Annotated in this window: 16 protein-coding genes; 10 read left to right on the top strand and 6 right to left on the bottom strand. The window is 61.1% G+C overall.

The features are described 5' to 3' along the window. Window positions 1–72: 72 nt before the first annotated feature. Window positions 73–3,312, bottom strand: coding sequence for an Rne/Rng family ribonuclease (locus PO883_RS15465; RefSeq protein ID WP_289310562.1), 3,240 nt, complete (start codon window positions 3,310–3,312; stop codon window positions 73–75). A 684-nt stretch (window positions 3,313–3,996) separates the two neighbouring features. Between PO883_RS15465 and PO883_RS15460 the strand changes: the two genes are divergently transcribed. The 4 genes from PO883_RS15460 (at window position 3,997) to PO883_RS15445 (ending at window position 7,132) form a co-directional block, all read left to right on the top strand. Beyond that, the gene (locus PO883_RS15460) at window positions 3,997–4,989 is read left to right on the top strand and encodes an RluA family pseudouridine synthase (RefSeq protein WP_187363333.1); all 993 of its coding nucleotides are present in this window, start codon (window positions 3,997–3,999) and stop codon (window positions 4,987–4,989) included. Between the two features lie 65 nt (window positions 4,990–5,054). Next, window positions 5,055–5,714 (top strand): HAD-IIIA family hydrolase, encoded by a 660-nt coding sequence (locus tag PO883_RS15455; RefSeq protein WP_167087941.1) that lies wholly within the window; start codon window positions 5,055–5,057, stop codon window positions 5,712–5,714. Continuing rightward, the gene (locus PO883_RS15450) at window positions 5,711–6,091 is read left to right on the top strand and encodes a Rieske 2Fe-2S domain-containing protein (protein ID WP_229423569.1); all 381 of its coding nucleotides are present in this window, start codon (window positions 5,711–5,713) and stop codon (window positions 6,089–6,091) included. Before PO883_RS15455 ends, PO883_RS15450 begins: the two co-directional genes overlap by 4 nt. A 42-nt stretch (window positions 6,092–6,133) precedes the next feature. Next, window positions 6,134–7,132, top strand: coding sequence for a S49 family peptidase (locus tag PO883_RS15445; RefSeq protein WP_289310561.1), 999 nt, complete (start codon window positions 6,134–6,136; stop codon window positions 7,130–7,132). 253 nt (window positions 7,133–7,385) lie between these two features. Here the strand turns inward: PO883_RS15445 and PO883_RS15440 are convergent, their stop codons facing one another. Next, entirely contained in the window at window positions 7,386–8,174 is a 789-nt protein-coding gene (locus PO883_RS15440) for a sigma-70 family RNA polymerase sigma factor (protein ID WP_289310560.1), read from the bottom strand. Window positions 8,175–8,333: 159 nt separating this feature from the next. On the opposite strand from PO883_RS15440, the gene clpP reads away from it, so the two are divergent. Beyond that, window positions 8,334–8,948 carry an ATP-dependent Clp endopeptidase proteolytic subunit ClpP gene (gene clpP, locus PO883_RS15435; protein ID WP_289310559.1) on the top strand — a complete coding sequence of 205 codons (615 nt, stop codon included), beginning with the start codon at window positions 8,334–8,336 and terminating at the stop codon, window positions 8,946–8,948. Window positions 8,949–9,013: 65 nt separating this feature from the next. Here the strand turns inward: clpP and PO883_RS15430 are convergent, their stop codons facing one another. Continuing rightward, a complete protein-coding gene (locus PO883_RS15430; protein ID WP_289310558.1) occupies window positions 9,014–9,409 on the bottom strand; it encodes a hypothetical protein in 396 nt (131 codons plus the stop codon). 238 nt (window positions 9,410–9,647) lie between these two features. Between PO883_RS15430 and PO883_RS15425 the strand changes: the two genes are divergently transcribed. Beyond that, entirely contained in the window at window positions 9,648–10,364 is a 717-nt protein-coding gene (locus PO883_RS15425) for a pseudouridine synthase (RefSeq protein ID WP_289310557.1), read from the top strand. A 21-nt stretch (window positions 10,365–10,385) separates the two neighbouring features. Beyond that, a complete protein-coding gene (locus tag PO883_RS15420; RefSeq protein WP_289310556.1) occupies window positions 10,386–11,384 on the top strand; it encodes a fumarylacetoacetate hydrolase family protein in 999 nt (332 codons plus the stop codon). Window positions 11,385–11,396: 12 nt separating this feature from the next. On the opposite strand, the gene PO883_RS15415 is transcribed toward PO883_RS15420, so the two are convergent. Continuing rightward, on the bottom strand, window positions 11,397–11,885 hold the full coding sequence (locus PO883_RS15415) for a DUF6328 family protein (protein ID WP_167087954.1): 489 nt from the start codon (window positions 11,883–11,885) through the stop codon (window positions 11,397–11,399). Window positions 11,886–12,045: 160 nt separating this feature from the next. Between PO883_RS15415 and flhB the strand changes: the two genes are divergently transcribed. Both flhB and flhA read left to right on the top strand, forming a co-directional pair. Beyond that, a complete protein-coding gene (gene flhB / locus PO883_RS15410) occupies window positions 12,046–13,224 on the top strand; it encodes a flagellar biosynthesis protein FlhB (RefSeq protein WP_289310555.1) in 1,179 nt (392 codons plus the stop codon). Continuing rightward, window positions 13,221–15,305 carry a flagellar biosynthesis protein FlhA gene (gene flhA / locus PO883_RS15405; protein WP_289310554.1) on the top strand — a complete coding sequence of 695 codons (2,085 nt, stop codon included), beginning with the start codon at window positions 13,221–13,223 and terminating at the stop codon, window positions 15,303–15,305. The genes flhB and flhA overlap by 4 nt, the downstream gene beginning before the upstream one ends. 107 nt (window positions 15,306–15,412) lie before the next feature. Here the strand turns inward: flhA and PO883_RS15400 are convergent, their stop codons facing one another. Beyond that, window positions 15,413–16,429, bottom strand: coding sequence for a ParA family protein (locus PO883_RS15400; protein ID WP_289310553.1), 1,017 nt, complete (start codon window positions 16,427–16,429; stop codon window positions 15,413–15,415). Continuing rightward, a complete protein-coding gene (locus tag PO883_RS15395) occupies window positions 16,426–17,634 on the bottom strand; it encodes an ATP-binding protein (RefSeq protein WP_289310552.1) in 1,209 nt (402 codons plus the stop codon). Before PO883_RS15395 ends, PO883_RS15400 begins: the two co-directional genes overlap by 4 nt. A gap of 503 nt (window positions 17,635–18,137) precedes the next feature. Here PO883_RS15395 and flhF point away from each other — a divergent pair. Then, window positions 18,138–19,463 (top strand): flagellar biosynthesis protein FlhF, encoded by a 1,326-nt coding sequence (gene flhF / locus PO883_RS15390; protein ID WP_289310551.1) that lies wholly within the window; start codon window positions 18,138–18,140, stop codon window positions 19,461–19,463. Window positions 19,464–19,479 lie beyond the last annotated feature (16 nt).

Here is a 19,479-nt window from a genome sequence, read left to right as displayed (position 1 = left end):
CAAGGTAAATACGCTGATTTTCACGTAAAAAAAGGGGAAGCCTCAGCTTCCCCTTTTTTTGTTGCGCCTTGATTACTGGCGGCTGGTGTCCACCTGGACCAGCGGCTCATCGACTTGCGGCGGCAGCGGCTTGCGCTCGCGTGGCACGCGTACCGGTGGCGCTGCGCTGGCGGCCGCTTCCTGGGCTGCACGCAGCTTTTCAGGATCGGTGGCAGCCAGGGTCAGGCCGGCCGAACCGAGGATCTCGGCCAGGTCGGCCACTGGCGTCGCTGCAACTGGCGCTGCTGCAACCGGTGCTGGTGCGACTGGCGCTGGTGCGACTGCTGCTGGTGCAACTGGAGCTGGTGCAAGTGGCGCTGGTGGCGCGACAGGGGCGGGCGCAGGTGCTGCAACAGGCGCAGACGCTGCTTCGACCGGCGCAGCTGCGTCAGCAGCCGTTGTTTCGGCAGCCGCCGCTTCGGCAAGCGCTTCCGCAGCTTCCTCCGCAACCGGATCGGCCGGGGTGAACATCGTTGCCGGCACGATTTCTTCGCGTACCGGGGCAACTACTGGAGCAACTATTGGAGCAACTTCCGGCGCTGCTTCGACTGGTGCTGCGGCAACTACCTCAGCCACTGGAGCTGGCTCGGCAGGTGCCGGTGCCGCTTCCATTACCGGAGCCGGGGCTGCTGGTGCAGCGTCGACTGGCGCAGGCGCTGCTGCTTCCACTGGTGTCGGTGCCGGAGCTTGCACCGGTGCTGGCGCTACCACGTATTCCGACACGGGCTCAGGTGCGGCTTCCGCTTCAGCTTGCACAGCTTCCACTGCTGCTGCCTCGGCAACGACCGGCTGGGCCACAACAGGCTGGGCGGCGGCGAACACCGGCGCTTCGGTCTTCTCGACGGACAATGGTGCATCCGCTGGCGCTGGTTCGACGGTGAAGCTGGCTTCATTGACAACGTCGCCGTCTTCGCCGTCCATGCCATCGGCCTGGTCGCGGTCGCGGCGATTGCGGTTGCGTCCGCCACGACGACGACGGCGGCGCGGCTCATCGCCACCGGCTTCGACTTCGATTTCTTCACCGTTCGGGCCGATCGTGGTGATCATTTTCGGCACGGCTGCTTCTTCATCGCCTTGCGGCACGGCGACATTGACCATGACTGGGTCAGCCACGACCGGCGCCACGGCCAGTTCATCGGTTTTCGCTTCGGCTACCGGGGTGCGGTAGTCGGCGCGTTCGCGCGGTGGACGCGGTGCGCGCTCGGTGCGCTCGCCACGTTCCGGACGTTCGCCACGCTCTGCGCGCTCGCCACGTTCGGCGCGCGCTGCCACTGGCGCGCCGGCGGCGTCGACCTGAGGCTCACGCGGCTCGCGCGGTGGACGTGGAGGGCGCGGCGGACGGGCGGCCTTGTCGGCATCGCCCGGCTTGCCCGCGTCTTCCAGTGCGGCTGGCTTGCCTGGCTCGCGCTCAGGACGGCCGTCCGGCTTGCCGCCACGGGTGCGGGCACGCGGGCCACGGCCGCTGCGGTCTTCGCGGCCGGCAGGCGCAGCGGCCGGCTTGGCCGGGGCGACTGGCGCCGGAGCGGCGATGACGGGTGCTTCCTTCTTGAAGAAGAAGCCCATGATCTTGGCCAGGAAGCCTTCTTCCTCGGGCGCGGTCAGTACCGGTGCCTGGACTGGCGGGGCGACTGGCTTGAGCACTTCGGAGCGGTCCACCATTGGGGCAGGCTGGTCCGGGGTGATGGTCTTGACGACGGCTTCCTGGCGCGGCTTGACTTCTTCCTTCTGGCGCTTGCTGTAAGCCATGTCGGTTTCCGCTTCTTCGGCCAGGTTGTAGCTGGCCTGGCTGTCTTCGAGGCGCGGATCGTCGTGCTTGATGCGTTCGAGCTTGTAGTGCGGCGTGTCCAGATGCTTGTTCGGGATCAGGATCACGCTGATGCGGTGGCGGTTCTCGATCTTGAGCACTTCGCCACGCTTTTCATTGAGCAGGAAAGCGGCAACATCGACGGGCACTTGCACGTGGATGGTGGCCGAATTTTCCTTCATCGCTTCTTCCTGGATGATGCGCAGCACCTGCAGGGCGGACGATTCGGTATCGCGGATGTGGCCGGTGCCGGAGCAGCGCGGGCAGGTCACGTGCGAGCCTTCGGACAGCGAAGGGCGCAGGCGCTGGCGCGACAGTTCCATCAGGCCGAAACGGGAAATCTTGCCCATCTGGACGCGTGCACGGTCATGGTGCAGGGCATCTTTGAGGCGGGTTTCGACTTCGCGCTGGTTCTTCGCCACTTCCATGTCGATGAAGTCGATGACGATCAGGCCGCCAAGGTCGCGCAGGCGCAGCTGGCGTGCTACTTCTTCGGCGGCTTCGCAGTTGGTATTGAATGCGGTGGTTTCGATGTCGGAGCCGCGCGTGGCACGGGCCGAGTTGACGTCGACGGAAACGAGGGCTTCGGTGTGGTCGATGACGATCGCGCCGCCGGATGGCAATGGCACCGTGCGCGAATACGCGGTTTCAATCTGGTGTTCGATCTGGAAGCGCGAAAACAGCGGTACATCGTCGCTGTAACGCTTGACCCGGTGGATCATGTCGGGCATCACGTGGCGCATGAACTGGTGCGCTTGTTCGTAGATATCGTCGGTATCGATCAGGATCTCGCCGATATCGGGCTGGAAGTAGTCGCGGATCGCGCGGATCACGAGCGACGATTCCTGGTAGATCAGGAAGGCGCCGCTGGCCGACTTGCCGGCGCCTTCGATCGCGCGCCACAGTTGCATCAGGTAATTCAAGTCCCACTGCAGTTCTTCGACATTGCGGCCGATGCCGGCGGTGCGGGCAATCACCGACATGCCTTGCGGCAAGTCCAGCTTGTCCATGGTTTCGCGCAGTTCCTGGCGTTCTTCGCCTTCGACCCGGCGCGAGACGCCGCCGCCACGCGGATTGTTCGGCATCAGGACCAGATAACGGCCGGCCAGGGAAACGAAGGAAGTCAGGGCGGCGCCCTTGTTGCCGCGTTCTTCTTTTTCGACCTGGACCATGATTTCCTGGCCTTCGCGCAGCGCTTCCTTGACCGAAGCGGTACGCACATCGACGCCTTCGCGGAAATAGGTGCGGGCGACTTCCTTGAATGGCAGGAAACCGTGGCGGTCTTCGCCGTAGCTGACGAAGCAAGCTTCGAGCGAGGGTTCGATCCGGGTAATCACGCCCTTGTAGATATTCGACTTGCGCTGTTCGCGACCAGCGGTTTCGATATCGATGTCGATCAGTTTCTGACCGTCGACAATCGCTACGCGCAGTTCTTCCTGCTGCGTAGCGTTAAACAACATGCGTTTCATTTTTATTGACTCCGCGACCCGGGGGCCGTTCTAGTGCCGCTCTGCGCTGGGCGCGGGGCGGCGAAAAGTACAGGGATGTACGCGGGAAGGGAAGTGGAGGGTGGGTATGCCTTTTCGCACGGCGCAGCAACGCAAAGCGTTACGGCCGCAACAGGGCGCGGTGGGGTCGATCGACATGCCGAGTGCACGCATCACCTGCAACTTAGCTGAAGCAGCCCCGGTGTGACCGGGGCACAGACAAAGCCAGGCTGAGCGAAATCATTGAGCCAAACCGTAGCCAGCGAACATACTAAGACTCGATACCAGGCTTAAACACCAGCCCTTCTTCTCAAGCCTTCAGGATGAGGCTTACATCGGGTCGGGCGAAAACGACAAGCGTTATCGACGCCATCATCCGGCAAGCTGGCCCCGAGGGACAGCTTGCCAGTACTTATCCTTACAATTCCAAACAATCCATTCCGCAGCCTTGCGCGTTATCCGATTACAACAACGGTGCAACCTTGATTCGCGCCGGGATGTGCGTACACATTTTTTCCATCGAATTTGCAATTTGGCGGGGCCGATGGAGACGCCCCTGTGTAAAATATCGTTTTAATTCTTACACCAGCAGAGGTTTGACCGCCGCCTGTCGATTATATATTCAAAATGAAGGACTTAGAGAGAATTTCTGGGAAGACAGAGCAAATGAAGATGCAAAACGATGTTGTTCCCCCTTCATCACAGGCCCCCGTTCAAGCCCAATTTGTCACAATTACCGAAGAGGAAGCCGGACAGCGGATCGACAACTACTTGTTGCGGGTCTGTAAGGGCGTTCCGAAAAGCCATATTTACCGCATCCTGCGCTCGGGCGAGGTAAGGGTCAACAAGGGCCGTATCGACCAGTTGTACCGGCTCGAAAGCGGCGACGTGGTGCGCATTCCGCCGGTGCGGGTGGCCGAGAAATCGACCGCCGTGGTGCCCGGCGCCGAGTTCCCGATCCTGTTCGAGGACGCGCACCTGCTCATCATCGACAAGCCTTGCGGCGTGGCGGTGCATGGCGGTTCGGGCGTGTCTTACGGCGTGATCGAACAGTTGCGCGCGGCCCGGCCGGATGCCAAGTTCCTGGAACTGGTGCACCGGCTCGACCGCGAAACGTCCGGCCTGTTGTTGCTGGCGAAGAAACGGTCGGCCCTGACCAATCTGCACGAGCAGATGCGCGACGGCCTGACTGACAAGCGCTACCTCACCATGGTGTACGGCGACTGGAAAAACGCGCGCCAGCACATCAAGCTGCCGCTGCACAAGTTCACCACGGCCGATGGTGAGCGCCGCGTCTGCGTGCAGGCCGGCGGCATGGAATCGCACACCGTGTTCAGCCTGCTGCGCAAGTTCGATAAGTTCGCCCTGCTCGAAGCCGAGCTGAAAACCGGGCGTACCCACCAGATTCGCGTTCATCTGGCTTCGTCGGGCTTTCCCATCGTTGGCGATGACAAGTACGGCGATTTTGCGTTAAACCGCGTCCTGCTCAAAGCCGACGCCACGCGCGGCGCGCTCAAGCGGATGTTCCTGCACGCGCACCAGATTACGTTTACCCATCCTGAAACCGGCAAGGACGTGACGATAAATGCACCGTTGCCAGCAGAATGCGAACGTTTCTTGGTAAGCTTGGGGAAACCGCTGAACACAGCACCGCGCTAGTCTCACTAGACTTGGCGCGTTGATCAATCCTGGAAGGAGCCGGCCGCCACAAGCGGCCGCAATACATGGCACGTAAGCAATTTGATCTGATCGTTTTCGACTGGGATGGAACTTTGATGGACAGCACGTCCACCATCGTCAAGTGCATCCAGGCCGCCGCCAAGGACTTGGGCTTGCCGATCCCGCGCGACGATGCCGCTTCGCACGTGATCGGCCTGGGCTTGCACGAAGCGATGCAGGCCGTGATGCCGAATATCGACCCCGCTTTCTACCCGCGCATGGTCGAACGCTACCGTTTTCACTTTCTGTCGAAAGACCACGAACTGGTGCTGTTCAAGGGCGTTCGCGAGATGTTGACCGAACTTTCGCAGGAAGCTTACTTTTTGGCGGTAGCCACCGGCAAGAGCCGGGTTGGCCTGAACCGTTCGCTGAACGCGGTCGGCCTGCTGTCGCTGTTCGATGCCACCCGTTGCGCCGATGAGACATTCTCCAAGCCCCATCCAGCCATGCTGCAGGAACTGACCCGTGAACTGGGCCAGGATATGAAGCGCACCGTGATGATCGGCGACACCACGCATGATGTGCTGATGGCGAATAACGCCGGTGCGGCCGCGATCGCCGTGCAGTACGGCGCCCATCCGCACGAGCAGCTGAGCGCCTGCAATCCCATCTACTCAGCCGAAAGCGTGGCCCAGCTGCGCACCTGGCTGAGCGAGAACGCATGATGGCGGACCAGGCTGGCGGCGTGCTCGTCTGCGGTTCCGACCAGGTGCTCGAGGGCGGGCGCGGCGTGCGCTTTGGCGTGCGCGCCTTCGGCGACAAGGCCACCGGCTTCGTGGTGCGCCACAAAGGCACGGTGTACGCCTACCTGAACCGCTGCGCCCACGTGCCCATCGAGCTGGACTGGGCCGAAGGCGAGTTCTTCGAGTCGAGCGGCCTGTACCTGATGTGTTCGACCCACGGCGCCATTTATGTACCGGAAAGCGGCTTTTGCGCGGGCGGACCGTGCAAGGGCGGCCGCCTGCGTCCGATCGGCGTGCGCGAGGAAGACGGGCAGATTTACTGGCAACCCGACGAGTTCATCAAGCCGCCCGCGGCGTGAGCGCGCAGTACCGACACCGGCAACCTATAATTAAAGAGATTTATGAGCGACAACACTTTCGGCGATTCCAAGGAAACCACGCTGGCTGCGGCACCGACCACGGGCAACTGGGAGCGCGATACCCTGGAAAAGCTGGTTTTTGCCACGGTGCGGGAACAGCGCGCCACGCGCCGCTGGGGGATTTTCTTCAAGCTGACCTTCCTCGGGCTGGCATTTTTCGGGCTGTGGGCGTTTTTCGATTTCGATTTCAGCGGTTCCGACATGGAAACGCTGGGGCGCCATACCGCGCTGATTGAAATCGATGGCAGCATCGAATCGGAAGGCAGCGGCTCGGCCGATGTGGTGATTCCGTCATTGAACAAGGCATTTGCCGATGCCGGTTCGGTGGCGGTGGTCCTGCGCATTAACAGCCCGGGCGGCAGTCCGGTCCAGGCCGGCAATATCGTCGATGAGATCCTGCGCCTGAAACAGGCCTATCCCAACAAGCCGGTGTATGTGGTGGTCGATGAAATCTGCGCCTCGGGCGGCTATTACATTGCCGCCGCCGCCGACAAGATCTTTGTGAATAAGGCCAGCATTGTCGGATCGGTCGGGGTATTGATGGACGGTTTCGGCTTTACCGGCACCATGGACAAACTCGGGGTCGAGCGGCGTTTGCTGACGGCCGGCGAAAACAAAGGCTTCCTCGATCCTTTCAGCCCGCAGTCCGACAAGCACAAGGCGCATGCCCAGGCCATGCTCAACGAAATTCACCAGCAATTCATCTCCGTGGTGCGCACCGGGCGCGGCAAGCGCCTGAAAGAGACGCCGGAGACCTTCTCCGGCCTGTTCTGGAGTGGCGCCAGGGCGGTCGAGATGGGCCTGGCCGACGGCTTCGGTACGGTCGAGACGACAGCGCGCGATGTGGTCAAGGCGGAAGATATTGTCGACTACACGGCGCATGAAGGTTTGCCGGAACGGGTGCTGAAAAAATTCGGCGCCTCGGTGGGCGCGGGGATGGTCAACACCCTGGGTCCAGCGGCACGGCCAGCGTTGCGTTGACAGCGCCGGCAAATATTTTCCTTGAATGTTCGGGCAGGTGTTCTATATTAGACCTGTAGTTCTTTCCAAGGGAGGCCGATATAAAAAGTAAAGCGTGTGTTGGCAGCATATTGTTTGAAATGAACTACTAACCGCATCGTGATGCGGCATAGAGAGAATTACAATTCCTCGCATGAAGTCCTCGCACGGGGACATGGGAACGGCGGCCTAAAGCCGTCGTTTTCCATCTGGCCGATGTTATTCCCGCCCTTGTTTATTTCGCCATCTTGTCGATGTGCGATCGCTTGGCCAAATGGCTTGGGTATCGCCGTTGGCGACATTCTTTTTGATCCCGCCATTGCCGCGTGGACTGCCTTCTAGCCGCCAGCACGACACGGTAGGCCGCATCGTTGGCACATGCGCCGGCGCGGATCCGGGGCGATGCGCGTACCGACACAGGCTGCTCCTCGCCGAGCAGGGTCAGCATCGCCGGCAGGTCCAGGCCGTTGATCGCGGCCTGGAAGCGGCGGATCAGCTCGCGGCAGAGCTTCTCGCTGGCCGGCGTTGCGGCTTCGTCCTCACGCAGGCGCCGGCGTGCGCGCGCCAGGTACTGGCGTGCATTCACGGTAGTGGTGCCGAGCGCCGCCGCAATGTCGGCGTGCTCGCGTTCGAACACTTCATGCAGGATCAATGCCAGGCGCTCGGACGGCGACAGGCAGGCCAGCAGGCGGGCCAGCGCCTCGCCCAGTTCGGCGCGCCGCAGCAAGCCCTGTTCCGGCGGCGCGGGCGGCACCTCGGGCACCAGTTTCATGGCGCCGCGCGCGGCCACGCTATCGCGGGCGCGTTCGCGCAGGCAGTCGAGCGACTGGTGCCGCACCACAGTGGTCAGCCAGGCCGCCGGCGTTGCCAGCGCCGCCTGATCGGTGCCTTGCCATTTCAGAAAGCAGTCCTGCACGATGTCCTCGGCTTGCGCTTCGCTGCCGACGATGCGGCGGCTGATCGCGGTCAGGCGCGGCCGCAGCTGTTCAAACAATGCACCCTCGGTATCGGTCGTGCGCGGCATCGGGAATCTCCTGTGAGGGTGTGGTACCACCTGACGCCCGGCATTGCCCGGATGTGACACGCCAGCGATCTATTTTTTTATTGTCACATGGCGCAGCGGCGCAGGCGTCAAGCGGGCGGAATCGGCTCCGCGATTCAACTCTACCGCGAAAGAATGCATATGACTTCGAATTTTCCTATGGGACTAGGCTTGGTGCCCACCGTGATCGAACAGACAGGACGCGGCGAACGCGCCTTCGACATTTACTCGCGCCTGCTGAAAGAACGCGTGATTTTCCTGGTGGGGGAAGTGACCGAGCAATCGGCCAACCTGATCGTCGCCCAATTGCTGTTTTTGGAATCGGACAATCCCGACAAGGATATTTCACTCTATATCAATTCGCCGGGCGGCTCGGTGTATGCCGGCATGGCGGTCTACGACACGATGCAGTTCATCAAGCCGGACGTGTCGACCCTGTGCACGGGTTTCGCCGCCAGCATGGGTTCGTTCCTGCTGGCCGCCGGCGCGAGCGGCAAGCGTTACGCCTTGCCGAATGCCCGCCTGATGATGCACCAGCCGCATGGCGGGTCGCAGGGCGTGGCCGCCGATATCGAGATCCAGGCGCGCGAAGTGCTGTACCTGCGTCACCGCCTTAACACCATCTATGCCGAACGCACCGGACAGACGCTGGCGCAAATCGACAAGGATTCGGACCGCGACCATTACATGTCGGCCGCCCAAGGGGCGCAATACGGTTTGATCGACCGCGTGCTGGCCACGCGCGAGGGGACTTGAGGCCTTCGCTGCCAGGCGCCTGCCGGCGCGCTCAAGGGGGGCAGGCGCAAGCCTGTCCATCCGGATTAATCGATGCAGGCATCGCTGCTGTCGGCGTCGACCGTGCCCAGGCGCTCCACCCTGCGTTCGGTGCAGTCGACATCGAGGGCAGGCGCGCCGGCGCAATCGGCACTGCCGGCTTGCCCCGGCTCGCCATCGAAGCCCTGGCCGAAACCACCCTGGCTCAGCCATTCCTGGAAGCCATTGTTGGCCTGCGCATACCAGCGCGCCTGCGGCGACACGCGCACCATGCCCGGCACCAGCATGCGCGGCAGGTGAATGCCGCCGGTCCAGCGCGCGATCGCGTCACGCGTGGTCTCCAGCGCCGACTGGGCCAGGGGATTGTCGGGAAGATTGTCGGCAGCCGATTCCAGGAAATCGGCGGTGTTCAATTGCGTGGCGGCGGAAGTAATAGTGCGCATCCTGGTCCTCATCATGTTGTCCTGTTCAATTTCCCTGGTGCTGCCGTAAGCATTCGCAGGTGGCGTTAGGCCGATTCCTACTGAAGTTTCAGTTTAACAACCGGGCTCTTGCTATTCTTGATCTGTGTCAAAGATGCGTGAAGGCTCTTCCTTAACTCGCCAGCACTCGGGTCTTTATCCTACAAAGCGCTAAGCGCATTCCTATGCCGTCATGGGCGCATCTGGTAAAGTCTCGCCCATGAGTAAATTATCCCTGGACCGCATCCTGCAATCGCAGGGTTTCGGCACACGCAAATATTGCCGCGCCCTCATTGAAGACGGCGAAGTCGTCATCAATGGCGCCCCCCACACCGACTACAAGACCGCGATCGACACCGCTGGGCTGGTCATGACGATCTTCGACGACGAATGGGTTTACCGCGAACATGTGTATATCGCGCTGCACAAACCGGTCAATGTCGAGTGTTCGCGCAAGCCGAGCCACCACCCCGGCGTATTGACATTGCTCCCGGAGCAATTCACCTGGCGCGACGTGCAGCCGGTGGGCCGGCTCGACCACGACACCACCGGCATGTTGCTGATGTCGGACGATGGTCCATTTATCCACACCCAATCGTCGCCCAAGCGCCACATCCCCAAGATATATCAGGCCACCACCCAGGACCCCGTCACGCCAGAACTGATTGCGGAACTTCTGTCCGGCGTCAAACTGCATGACGAGCCGGCGCCGCTGGCGGCGCTCAGCTGCGTCCAGCGCGGCGAGCATCGGCTCGAAATCGTGCTGGAACAAGGCAAGTACCATCAGGTCAAACGCATGCTGGCCGCCGCCGGCAACCATTGCAGCGCGCTGCACCGGTCCGCCATCGGCCAGCTGACCCTGGAATCGCTCGGCCTGGCCGAAGGCGAGTGGTGCTATCTGGACCAGGCCCGGTTGGACTTGCTGGTGCCGGGCTGATCCCGTGCGCCGAACAAGATCATGAAATTAGCCACACTCAAGGACGGTAGCCGCGACGGCCAGCTGGCGGTGGTGTCGCGCGACCTGAAAACCATGCATGTGGCCGACGGCATCGCGCCGACCCTGCAGGCGGCGCTGGACGACTGGGCCTTCATCTCGCCCCAGCTGGGCGATCTGTACCAGATGCTCAACAGCGGACGGACTTCGCGCAGTGCCGATTTCGATCCCGCCAACTGCATGGCGCCCTTGCCGCGCGCTTTTCAGTGGGCTGACGGTTCGGCGTATGTCAATCACGTCGAACTGGTGCGCAAGGCGCGCAACGCCGACATGCCGGCTTCGTTCTGGGAAGATCCCCTGATGTACCAGGGCGGCAGCGATGATTTTCTCGGGCCGATGGACGAGATCGTGCTGGCGCACGAGGAGTGGGGCATCGATTTCGAGGCCGAGGTGGCCGTGATCACGGGCGACGTGCCGATGGGCAGCACGCCGGACCAGGCCTTTCAACAGATCCGGCTGCTGATGCTGGTGAATGACGTTTCGCTGCGCAAGCTGATTCCGCCCGAGCTGGCCAAGGGCTTTGGCTTCTTGCAGTCCAAGCCGGCATCGTCGTTTTCGCCGGTGGCGGTCACGCCGGATGAGCTGGGCGAGCACTGGCAGGATGCCAAGGTGCACCTGCCGCTGCGCTCGACCTGGAACGGCAAATTGGTCGGCCAGCCGCATGCCGGCGTGGATATGGTATTCAACTTCGCGCAACTGCTCGCACATTTGTGTAAAACGCGCAATGCGCGCGCCGGGACGATTCTCGGTTCCGGCACGGTGTCGAACAAGGATGCCAAGCGCGGCTATTCCTGCATTGCCGAAAAGCGCGCGCTGGAGATGATCGCCGATGGCGTCGCAAGCACGCCGTTCATGCTGTTTGGCGACACGATCCGGATCGAGATGCTCGATGGCGCAGGCAAGTCCGTGTTCGGGGCGATCGAGCAAACGCTCAAGCAGGCCGAGGCGAAAAAGAGCCGCTAGCGGGGGCGCACGCTAATATCCGTGCATCCGCTTCAAATAGGCTGGCAACAGCCACCATAAGCACAGGATGAAGGTGGCGATCGTCGCCGCCACGGCCAGTCCGACCAGCGTACCGAAGACTTCCGACATCACCAGGTTGGTCGCCAGGATCAGCGCCACCGCCAGGGTGAACGCGCCGGCCACGATCTGGCGCGTCGCCACGCGCTTGAAGCGTGCGCGGTCGTTGAGAGGGCGCATCAGCCGATGCTGGATCGCTGGCGCACTCAGCAACACCAGGCTGGTCAGCGCCAGCACGAAGGTGGCCAGGAAAACCAGCTTTTCCGTGTGCACGATCTGGCGGAAGCCGCCATTGAACGGCAGGATGATCAGGAAGGCCGTCAGCATCTGCGCTCCCGGCAGCAGGATGCGCTGCTCGCTGAGCATGTCGGAAAAGTCGCCATCTTCCTTGAGGTCGGCCGCAACCAGCGGCTCTTGGGGATCGGGCGGTACCAGCGAATTCATGGCAATCGTGTAGAAGTTGATAATTTTTGATTATACGAGAGCCCGCCCCGGAGCTCCGTTCGCCTGCCACCACCCGAATTGACCCCTGTTTCCCGCCTTACTCCATGGATAGCGCCAGGGCGATGTCGCGAATAATGGCATCTGTTAACGGGAGCCTGGCATGTCAGACGAAAGCGACGCAGAAAAGACCGAAGCCGCGTCAGCCAAGCGCTTGGAGCAGGCGCGCGAAGAAGGCGACGTGCCCCGATCGCGCGAAGTGGCGACGTTTACGGTCTTGATGACGGCCGGCTGCACCCTGTGGTTCTTCGGCACCGGCATCGTGCGCCAGCTGAACGCGACCATGGTGTCCGGCCTGGCCATGAGCCGCGAGCAAATCTTCGACCCGAACGCCATGATCCTGCGCGTGGCCAGCGATATCGCCCAGGTCATGCTGGCTTGCCTGCCGCTGGCGGCGGCGGTCATGGTGGTGGCGCTGGCGTCGCCCCTGCTGATCGGCGGCTGGCTGTTCAGCAGCAAGTCGTTCATGCCTAATTTCAACAAGTTGAACCCGATCCGCGGGCTGAGCAATATGGTCTCGACCAACGCGCTGGTCGAGCTGCTCAAGGCCCTCGCCAAGACCATCGTGGTCGGCAGCGTGGCCTGGATGGTGGTGATGAGCCAGAAAGACGCCGTGATCGGCCTGGCTGTCGAGCCTTTGAGAAGCGGCAGCGCGCATATGGTCGACCTGATCGGCTCGGCGTTCCTGTTTATCGTCGGCGGCCTGGGGCTAGTGGCTGCGATCGACGGTCCGTACCAGATCTGGCACTACGCGAACAAGCTCAAGATGACGCGCCAGGAAATGATCCAGGAGTCGAAAGAGTCGGACGGCAATCCCCAGATCAAGGGCAAGATCCGCCAGATGCAGCGCGAGATGTCGCAGCGCCGCATGATGGCCGACGTGCCGACCGCCGATGTGGTGGTCACCAACCCGACCCACTATGCGGTGGCGCTGAAGTACGCCGATGGCCAGCGCGGCGCGCCGCGCGTGGTGGCCAAGGGCAGCGATGAAGTGGCGGCGCGCATCCGCGAACTGGCCAAGGAAAACAATGTGGCCATGCTGGAAGCGCCGGCCCTGGCCCGTGCGCTGCACAAGCACACCGAGATCGGCGACGAGATTCCGGAAGCGCTGTACTCGGCGGTGGCCGAAGTGCTGGCGTATGTGTTCCAGCTGCGCGCCTACAAGAAGGATGGCGGGACTTACCCCGACCGGCCGACCAGGCTGCGCGTACCACCCGAGCTCGACCCGCATGACCCGGCATCGCAAGCCAAACCTGAACCGAAGAACGGAGCCACACCATGAACCGCCTGAACATGCCCTCCTGGTTAAGTGCAATGAAAGGCGGCGGCAACGCCCTGGCGGCGCCGGCCATCATCATCATGCTGCTGATGATGATGATCCTGCCGCTGCCGGCCTTCGTGCTGGACGTGTTCTTCAGTTTCAACATCGCCCTGTCGGTCATCGTGCTGCTGACCAGCCTGTACACGGTCAAGCCGCTCGACTTCATGGCGTTCCCGACCATCCTGCTGGTGTCGACCATGCTGCGCCTGTCGCTCAACGTGGCCTCGACCCGTATCGTGCTCACTGAAGGTCATACCGGTGGCGCGGCGGCCGGCAAGGTGATCGAAGCATTCGGCCACTTCCTGATTGGCGGCAACTACACGGTCGGTATTGTCGTGTTTATCATTCTGACTATCATTAACTTTACCGTCGTCACCAAAGGTGCCGGCCGTATCGCTGAAGTGGGTGCGCGTTTTGCCCTGGACGCAATGCCTGGTAAACAGATGGCGATTGATGCCGACCTCAACGCCGGCCTGATCGCCGAAGACGAAGCGCGCCGCCGCCGTACCGAAGTCGCCCAGGAAGCCGAGTTCTACGGCGCCATGGACGGTGCCTCGAAATATGTGCGCGGCGATGCCGTGGCCGGCATCATGGTTACCGTGATCAATGTGATCGGCGGCTTGCTGGTCGGTGTTTTGCAGCACGACATGGCCTTCGGCGAAGCGGCCAAGACCTACACCCTGCTGGCCATCGGTGACGGCCTGGTGGCGCAGATTCCCTCGCTGATCATCTCGACTGCGGCCGGTATCGTGGTGTCGCGCGTGGCCAGCGAGCATGACATCGGTACGCAGCTGATGAACCAGTTGTTCGCCAAGCCGGAAGTGCTGTACATCACCGCCGCGATCATCGGCGGCATGGGCTTGATTCCAGGCATGCCGAATCTGGTATTCCTGATGCTGGCCGGCGCGCTGGGCGGCAGTGCTTACCTGATCAACAAGAAAGCCAAGGCCCCGCCGCCGGAGGAAGTCGAAGCGCCGCCACCGGTGGCCGCGCCCGAGCAGGAAGAAGCCAGCTGGCAAGACATCATGCCGGTCGATACGCTGGGTCTGGAAGTGGGCTATCGTTTGATTCCGCTGGTCGACAAGACCCAGGGCGGCGAGCTGCTCAAGCGCATCAAAGGCATACGCAAGAAGTTCGCGCAGGAAGTTGGTTTCCTGGCGCCGCCGGTGCACATCCGCGACAACCTGGAGCTGAAACCGTCGGCCTACCGGATCACGCTCAAGGGGGTGGAAGTGGGGAGTGGCGAATCGATGAACGGGCAATTTCTGGCGATCAATCCGGGCATGGCCAGCGGCACCCTGGCGGGCCTGGTGACGACCGATCCGGCGTTTGGTTTGCCGGCGGTGTGGATCGATGCCGGGCTGCGCGATGAGGCGCAAAGCATGGGCTATACCGTGGTCGATGCCGGTACTGTCGTGGCAACGCACCTGAATCATTTGATCACGACGCATGCGTCGGAATTGCTGGGCCGGGCCGAAGTGCAGGCACTGCTCGATCATCTGGCCAAGGAAGCGCCGAAACTGGTGGAAGACCTGGTGCCGAAGCTGGTATCGCTGTCGACCTTGCAGAAAGTGTTGCAGAATTTGCTGGTCGAAGGCGTGCACATCCGTGATATGCGGACCGTGATCGAAACCCTGGCCGAATATGCCCCGCAGACCCAGGATCCGGCCGACCTGACCGCCGTGGTGAGGGTCGCGCTGGGGCGGGCGATTGTGCAGCAGTTGTTCCCGGGGACCAATGAGTTGTCGGTGATGACCTTGGATAACCGGCTTGAGCGGCTGTTGATGCAGGCGCTGGGGACGAATGGCGATGGCGCCGGGATCGAGCCGGGCCTGGCCGATACGATTGCGCAGCAGGCCGGCGCGGCTGCGGCGCAGCAGGAACAGATGGGCTTGACGCCGGTGCTGCTGGTGCCGGGTCCGCTGCGGGCGATGCTGTCGCGTTTCCTGCGCCGGGCCTTGCCGCAGTTAAAGGTGCTGTCGCACAATGAGATTCCGGAGACCAAGACGATTCATGTGACCAGTTTGGTGGGCGGGCAGTAAAGCGTTCGGGTGCGACCGTGGCGCGGGAAGCGCAATGGCGTGTCACGGGGCCGCTTGCGATGGCTGGAAAAAACGCATGTTCGCGGCCCCGCTCGAAAAAACGGTGTTTACATTTCCAGGCCAATTCGCTCCGCGATTTTTTCCGCCAACTGCGTGAAATCTGTTTTGGCGTCCTGCACCGCGCCAAAATGGCTGCCGATCGCGCCATCGGCCGAGGTGAGATTGAAAATAGGTTTTCGGCGCTCGTGAGCAATGTGGATCAGGCTACGGTAATGTTTAATTGTCGCTAGGCAATTGGGATCGTCGTCCTGCCGCATCTCGGCAGGTACGGATTCATTTAATATACATTCGCGATAGGCTGCCGGAATGCGTTGGGCCCATCTGTCGTAAATGCTCACGGGCCTGTCCAGGCGCATGCTGAGTTGCTGGCGCATGTAGCCGATCGGCTGCATGCGGCGATCGGGCGGTTTGAAATCGATAAAAATGCTATTTTCACCGCTTGCATTCCAATTGGCCAACCTTTCATGCCAAGAACTCTCCCAGCTGCGAAGCGTAGGCCCCAGGATTTTCAGGCTCATCAGCGAAGGTAAGTCGTTTCCTAAAGGAATTGCGACATAGTCGGTAGCGATCAGAACTGAACGATTGATCGCGCCGAGGTTCGGCCCGATATCGACCAGAATAATATCCGCCTGCACTTTATCCGCCGCCATTTGCATGACCTGCGAGAACGCGCTGAGTATGTGCATCGGTTGGTAAAGATGCTTATCGCCCAGACTGTTGCGCCATGCTCCTGAAAGCGTCTCTTCAAAAGCCGAGAGATTGATATCGCCGGGAAGCAAATGCAGCTCAGGAGTGATGCGCTGAAGAATGGGTTCCGCAATATCCCCAGCGTCAGTCAGCGGTTTGACACATTGATAGATAGTCGACCCTGGGTGTTGTTTTTCCCATAATATCTCCATCATATTTTCGTCAAGCAAAATGGAGGTCAGGGTAGCCTGCGGGTCCGCATCCACGATGACGACCTTTTTACCCAGGCGGGAGAACATCCAGCCCAAGTGGTATATCAGGGAAGTCTTGCCCACTCCTCCCTTGTTGTTGAAAAAGGTCAGTACCTTGGTATTCATGATTTCCTTCGCAAAACACAGACCACCGCGCTTTGGGTGGTCTCGAATTCTGGTGCCGGATTACCGTTCAGCTCCATCGTTCTTCTGGCGGTAGCAATACCCCGTCCAAAGGCCTGGACGAAGCCAAACGTCCTGAGCACGTCTGCGATGTTCGGGTTTCTATAATCCGTGATGCCGGGTTTTCCGAAATTTTCCACAGTGACGTTGCCATAGGGCCCGCCGGGACTGTTTATTTCGATCCGATCATTGAACCAATATACTCTGGTGGGGGCATTCGTGCTTTCGTATGTCCGGTGCAATATCGCGTTATATAAGACCTGCTGGATCGCAGCCTGGGGGTAGGGCGTGTCGACCAGATGGGTCGGCGCGGAGACAATGTCCACCGCGCTGCGATTGTGCGCCTTCAGCTTGTCTTCGGCCCTGCGCAGCATTTCAACAATCCCGCCGCCTATTTCCTCTTCATCAATGACCGGATCAGCGAGCTCCGTACCATTTATGCGCAAGAATTGAATGCGCGCGCCCGGCAAGAAATCCTGGGGACGTTTTCCCAGTGCTAATAAGCCGGTGACCGTGGGCGTTGTATCGTCGGGGGCGACGATCATGCGGCAGGAAGCGAGACGTTCCTCATAGGTACGGCCGTTGGCTTCAAGTATGTCCGACGCAAAGGCTTGAGGAAGATACTCATTCTCGAAAATCACGCGTGAAAGGTCTGAAATTTTCGCCGATGGCAAAGGGTAGATATCGAAAGGCAAAGTTTTGTATCGCCGCTTTTCAACGAGAATTCGCTCTTCCTGTTCGTTGGCCAGCGAACTGCGCGGGCCGGTGCGAATCCAGATGCGTCCGTCATACTTGTGGGGCGGCATATCGGACGGCATGACCGTGACCACGGCTAGTTCGGCACCTTTTAACATTCGTTTCTCTACCGAAAACACGGGCAAGGGCAAAATATTGCCATCTGTTTTCATATCTGCCAGTGACAGCAAGAGCTGATCCGTCACCTCCAGACCGCTCGGCTCGCCATTATCTTTTGCTCCGATAAACAAGATGTCCGGTAGATTATGTCCAGGCAAATCATTCGCAAACGCACAGACGGCCTGGCGCGCTTTCTTGGGAACGTCACCCTTGAAGCTTTCTTTGCGCTCGGCACGGTCTGATTCCGTGTCGTCCAGCAGATTGAGCAGATCCTGATCGGTAAGTCTTAGCATGTCTGTTACTCCAAAAGTCACTTACTTGGCATGATTGCGCTCTCATTTCTTCAGCGGACCATCTCGACGGCCATGCGCAGCGCTACCAACGTGATTGACTACGGTGAATTTTTATTGACGTCGCAGCAGTGTTCCTGTAAGCCGTATGATACGCTACTTGATTCATGGCTCAAACATCGGCCCATATCCCTTTCCGACCTGCCGTTACCCTGATGGCGCGACGTTCGGCGCCAGTCTTGCACCGGGTTGCTTGTCGGCTTGGCCGACCTCTTTCATCGTGCCAGCTTGAAAATGTTTTTATTTCAACATTGCGCGTAGCCCATTTGCGGTCGCTTGGCGGCCCGGATCAAGCCGCGCAGGGGATGAGCGAGGATCTTGCTGCTCCTCCGAAATGAACCCCTTTTACCATCCTTCTCCCTCGATCATTTCCAAACTGCATCGTCAATAATGGATCCTGTCAGTGCCTCATGTGAGCGCACCCAGCAGGAACCCAGGAGTTGGCGATGAATGTCAAAAAATTTACGGCTGCAACATCCCGCGACGCGCTGCGTAAAGTACGCGAAGCGCTCGGGCCCGACGCCGTCATCCTGTCCAACCGTCCGGTCGACGGCGTGGTCGAAATCCTCGCCCTGGCCAGCGACGACGTCGCCTCGATCTCGTCGCCCGCCCACGAAACCGAGATGGCCCAGCCGCGCCCATCCCTGTCGATCCCGCCAGAATCCTATGCCAACCGCCGCAGCGTACCCGCGCCGGCCCCGGCCTACGCCGCCCCGGAAGCGTTCGACATGTCGATGATGGCCTCGCAGATGTCGTCGATGATGCAGCAAGCCATGGCACAGGCCAAGGATAGCGCCAGCGCCGAAATGTCGGGCATGATGAATGAAATCCGCGCCATGCGTGGCTTGATGGAAAGCCAGCTGGCCGAGATCGCCTGGGGCACGACCCAGCAGCGCGAGCCGCAAAAAGCCGGCGTGCTGCGCGACATGCTGGCCGCCGGTTTCTCGGCCAGCCTGGCGCGCTACCTGATCGAAAAACTCCCGGCCGGAAAAGATGCCGCCGAGAGCTTGCGCTGGATCAAGACCGTGCTCGCGCGCAACCTGAGCACCATCTCGAACGAAGATGAAATCCTGGAAAAGGGTGGCGTGTTCGCCCTGGTCGGCCCTACCGGCGTCGGTAAAACCACCAGCACCGCCAAGCTGGCCGCGCGCTGCGTGATGCGCCACGGCCCGGAAAAGCTGGCCCTGATCACCACCGATGCCTATCGTATCGGCGGCCACGAACAGTTGCGCATCTACGGCAAGATCCTGGGCGTGATGGTGCACTCGGTCAAGGATGAATCGGACCTGCGCATCGCCCTCAAGGAATTGCGCAACAAGCACACCGTGCTGATCGATACCGTCGGCGTCTCCCAGCGCGACCAGAACGTGGCCGAACAGGTGGCGATGCTGTCCGAGACCGGCGCCGACGTCAAGCGCCTGCTGTGCCTGAATTCGACTTCGACCAACGAAACCTTGAACGAAGTGGTGCGCGCCTACCAGGGCAGCGGTCTGGCCGGCTGCATCATGACCAAGCTCGACGAAGCGGCCTCGATCGGCAACGTGCTCGACGTCGTGATCCGCCAGAAACTGAACCTGTTCTATGTCTCGAACGGCCAGCGCGTGCCGGAAGACTTGCACCTGGCCGACCGCAACATGCTGGTCGACCGCGCCTTCCGCCTCAAGCGCGATGCCGCCGCGACCCAGTTTTCGGATGCCGAACTGCCGCTGCTGATGGCCAACACCAGCACCGCCCGCAACGACCGCAGCCTGCGCGAGGTGTCCCTTGGCTAATCACTTCGATTTCGAC

It is taken from the genome of Massilia sp. DJPM01 (assembly GCF_030348125.1).
In the GTDB taxonomy this organism is placed as follows: Bacteria; Pseudomonadota; Gammaproteobacteria; order Burkholderiales; family Burkholderiaceae_D; genus Telluria_A; species Telluria_A frigida.
This window is presented reverse-complemented; position numbering and strand designations above follow the sequence as displayed.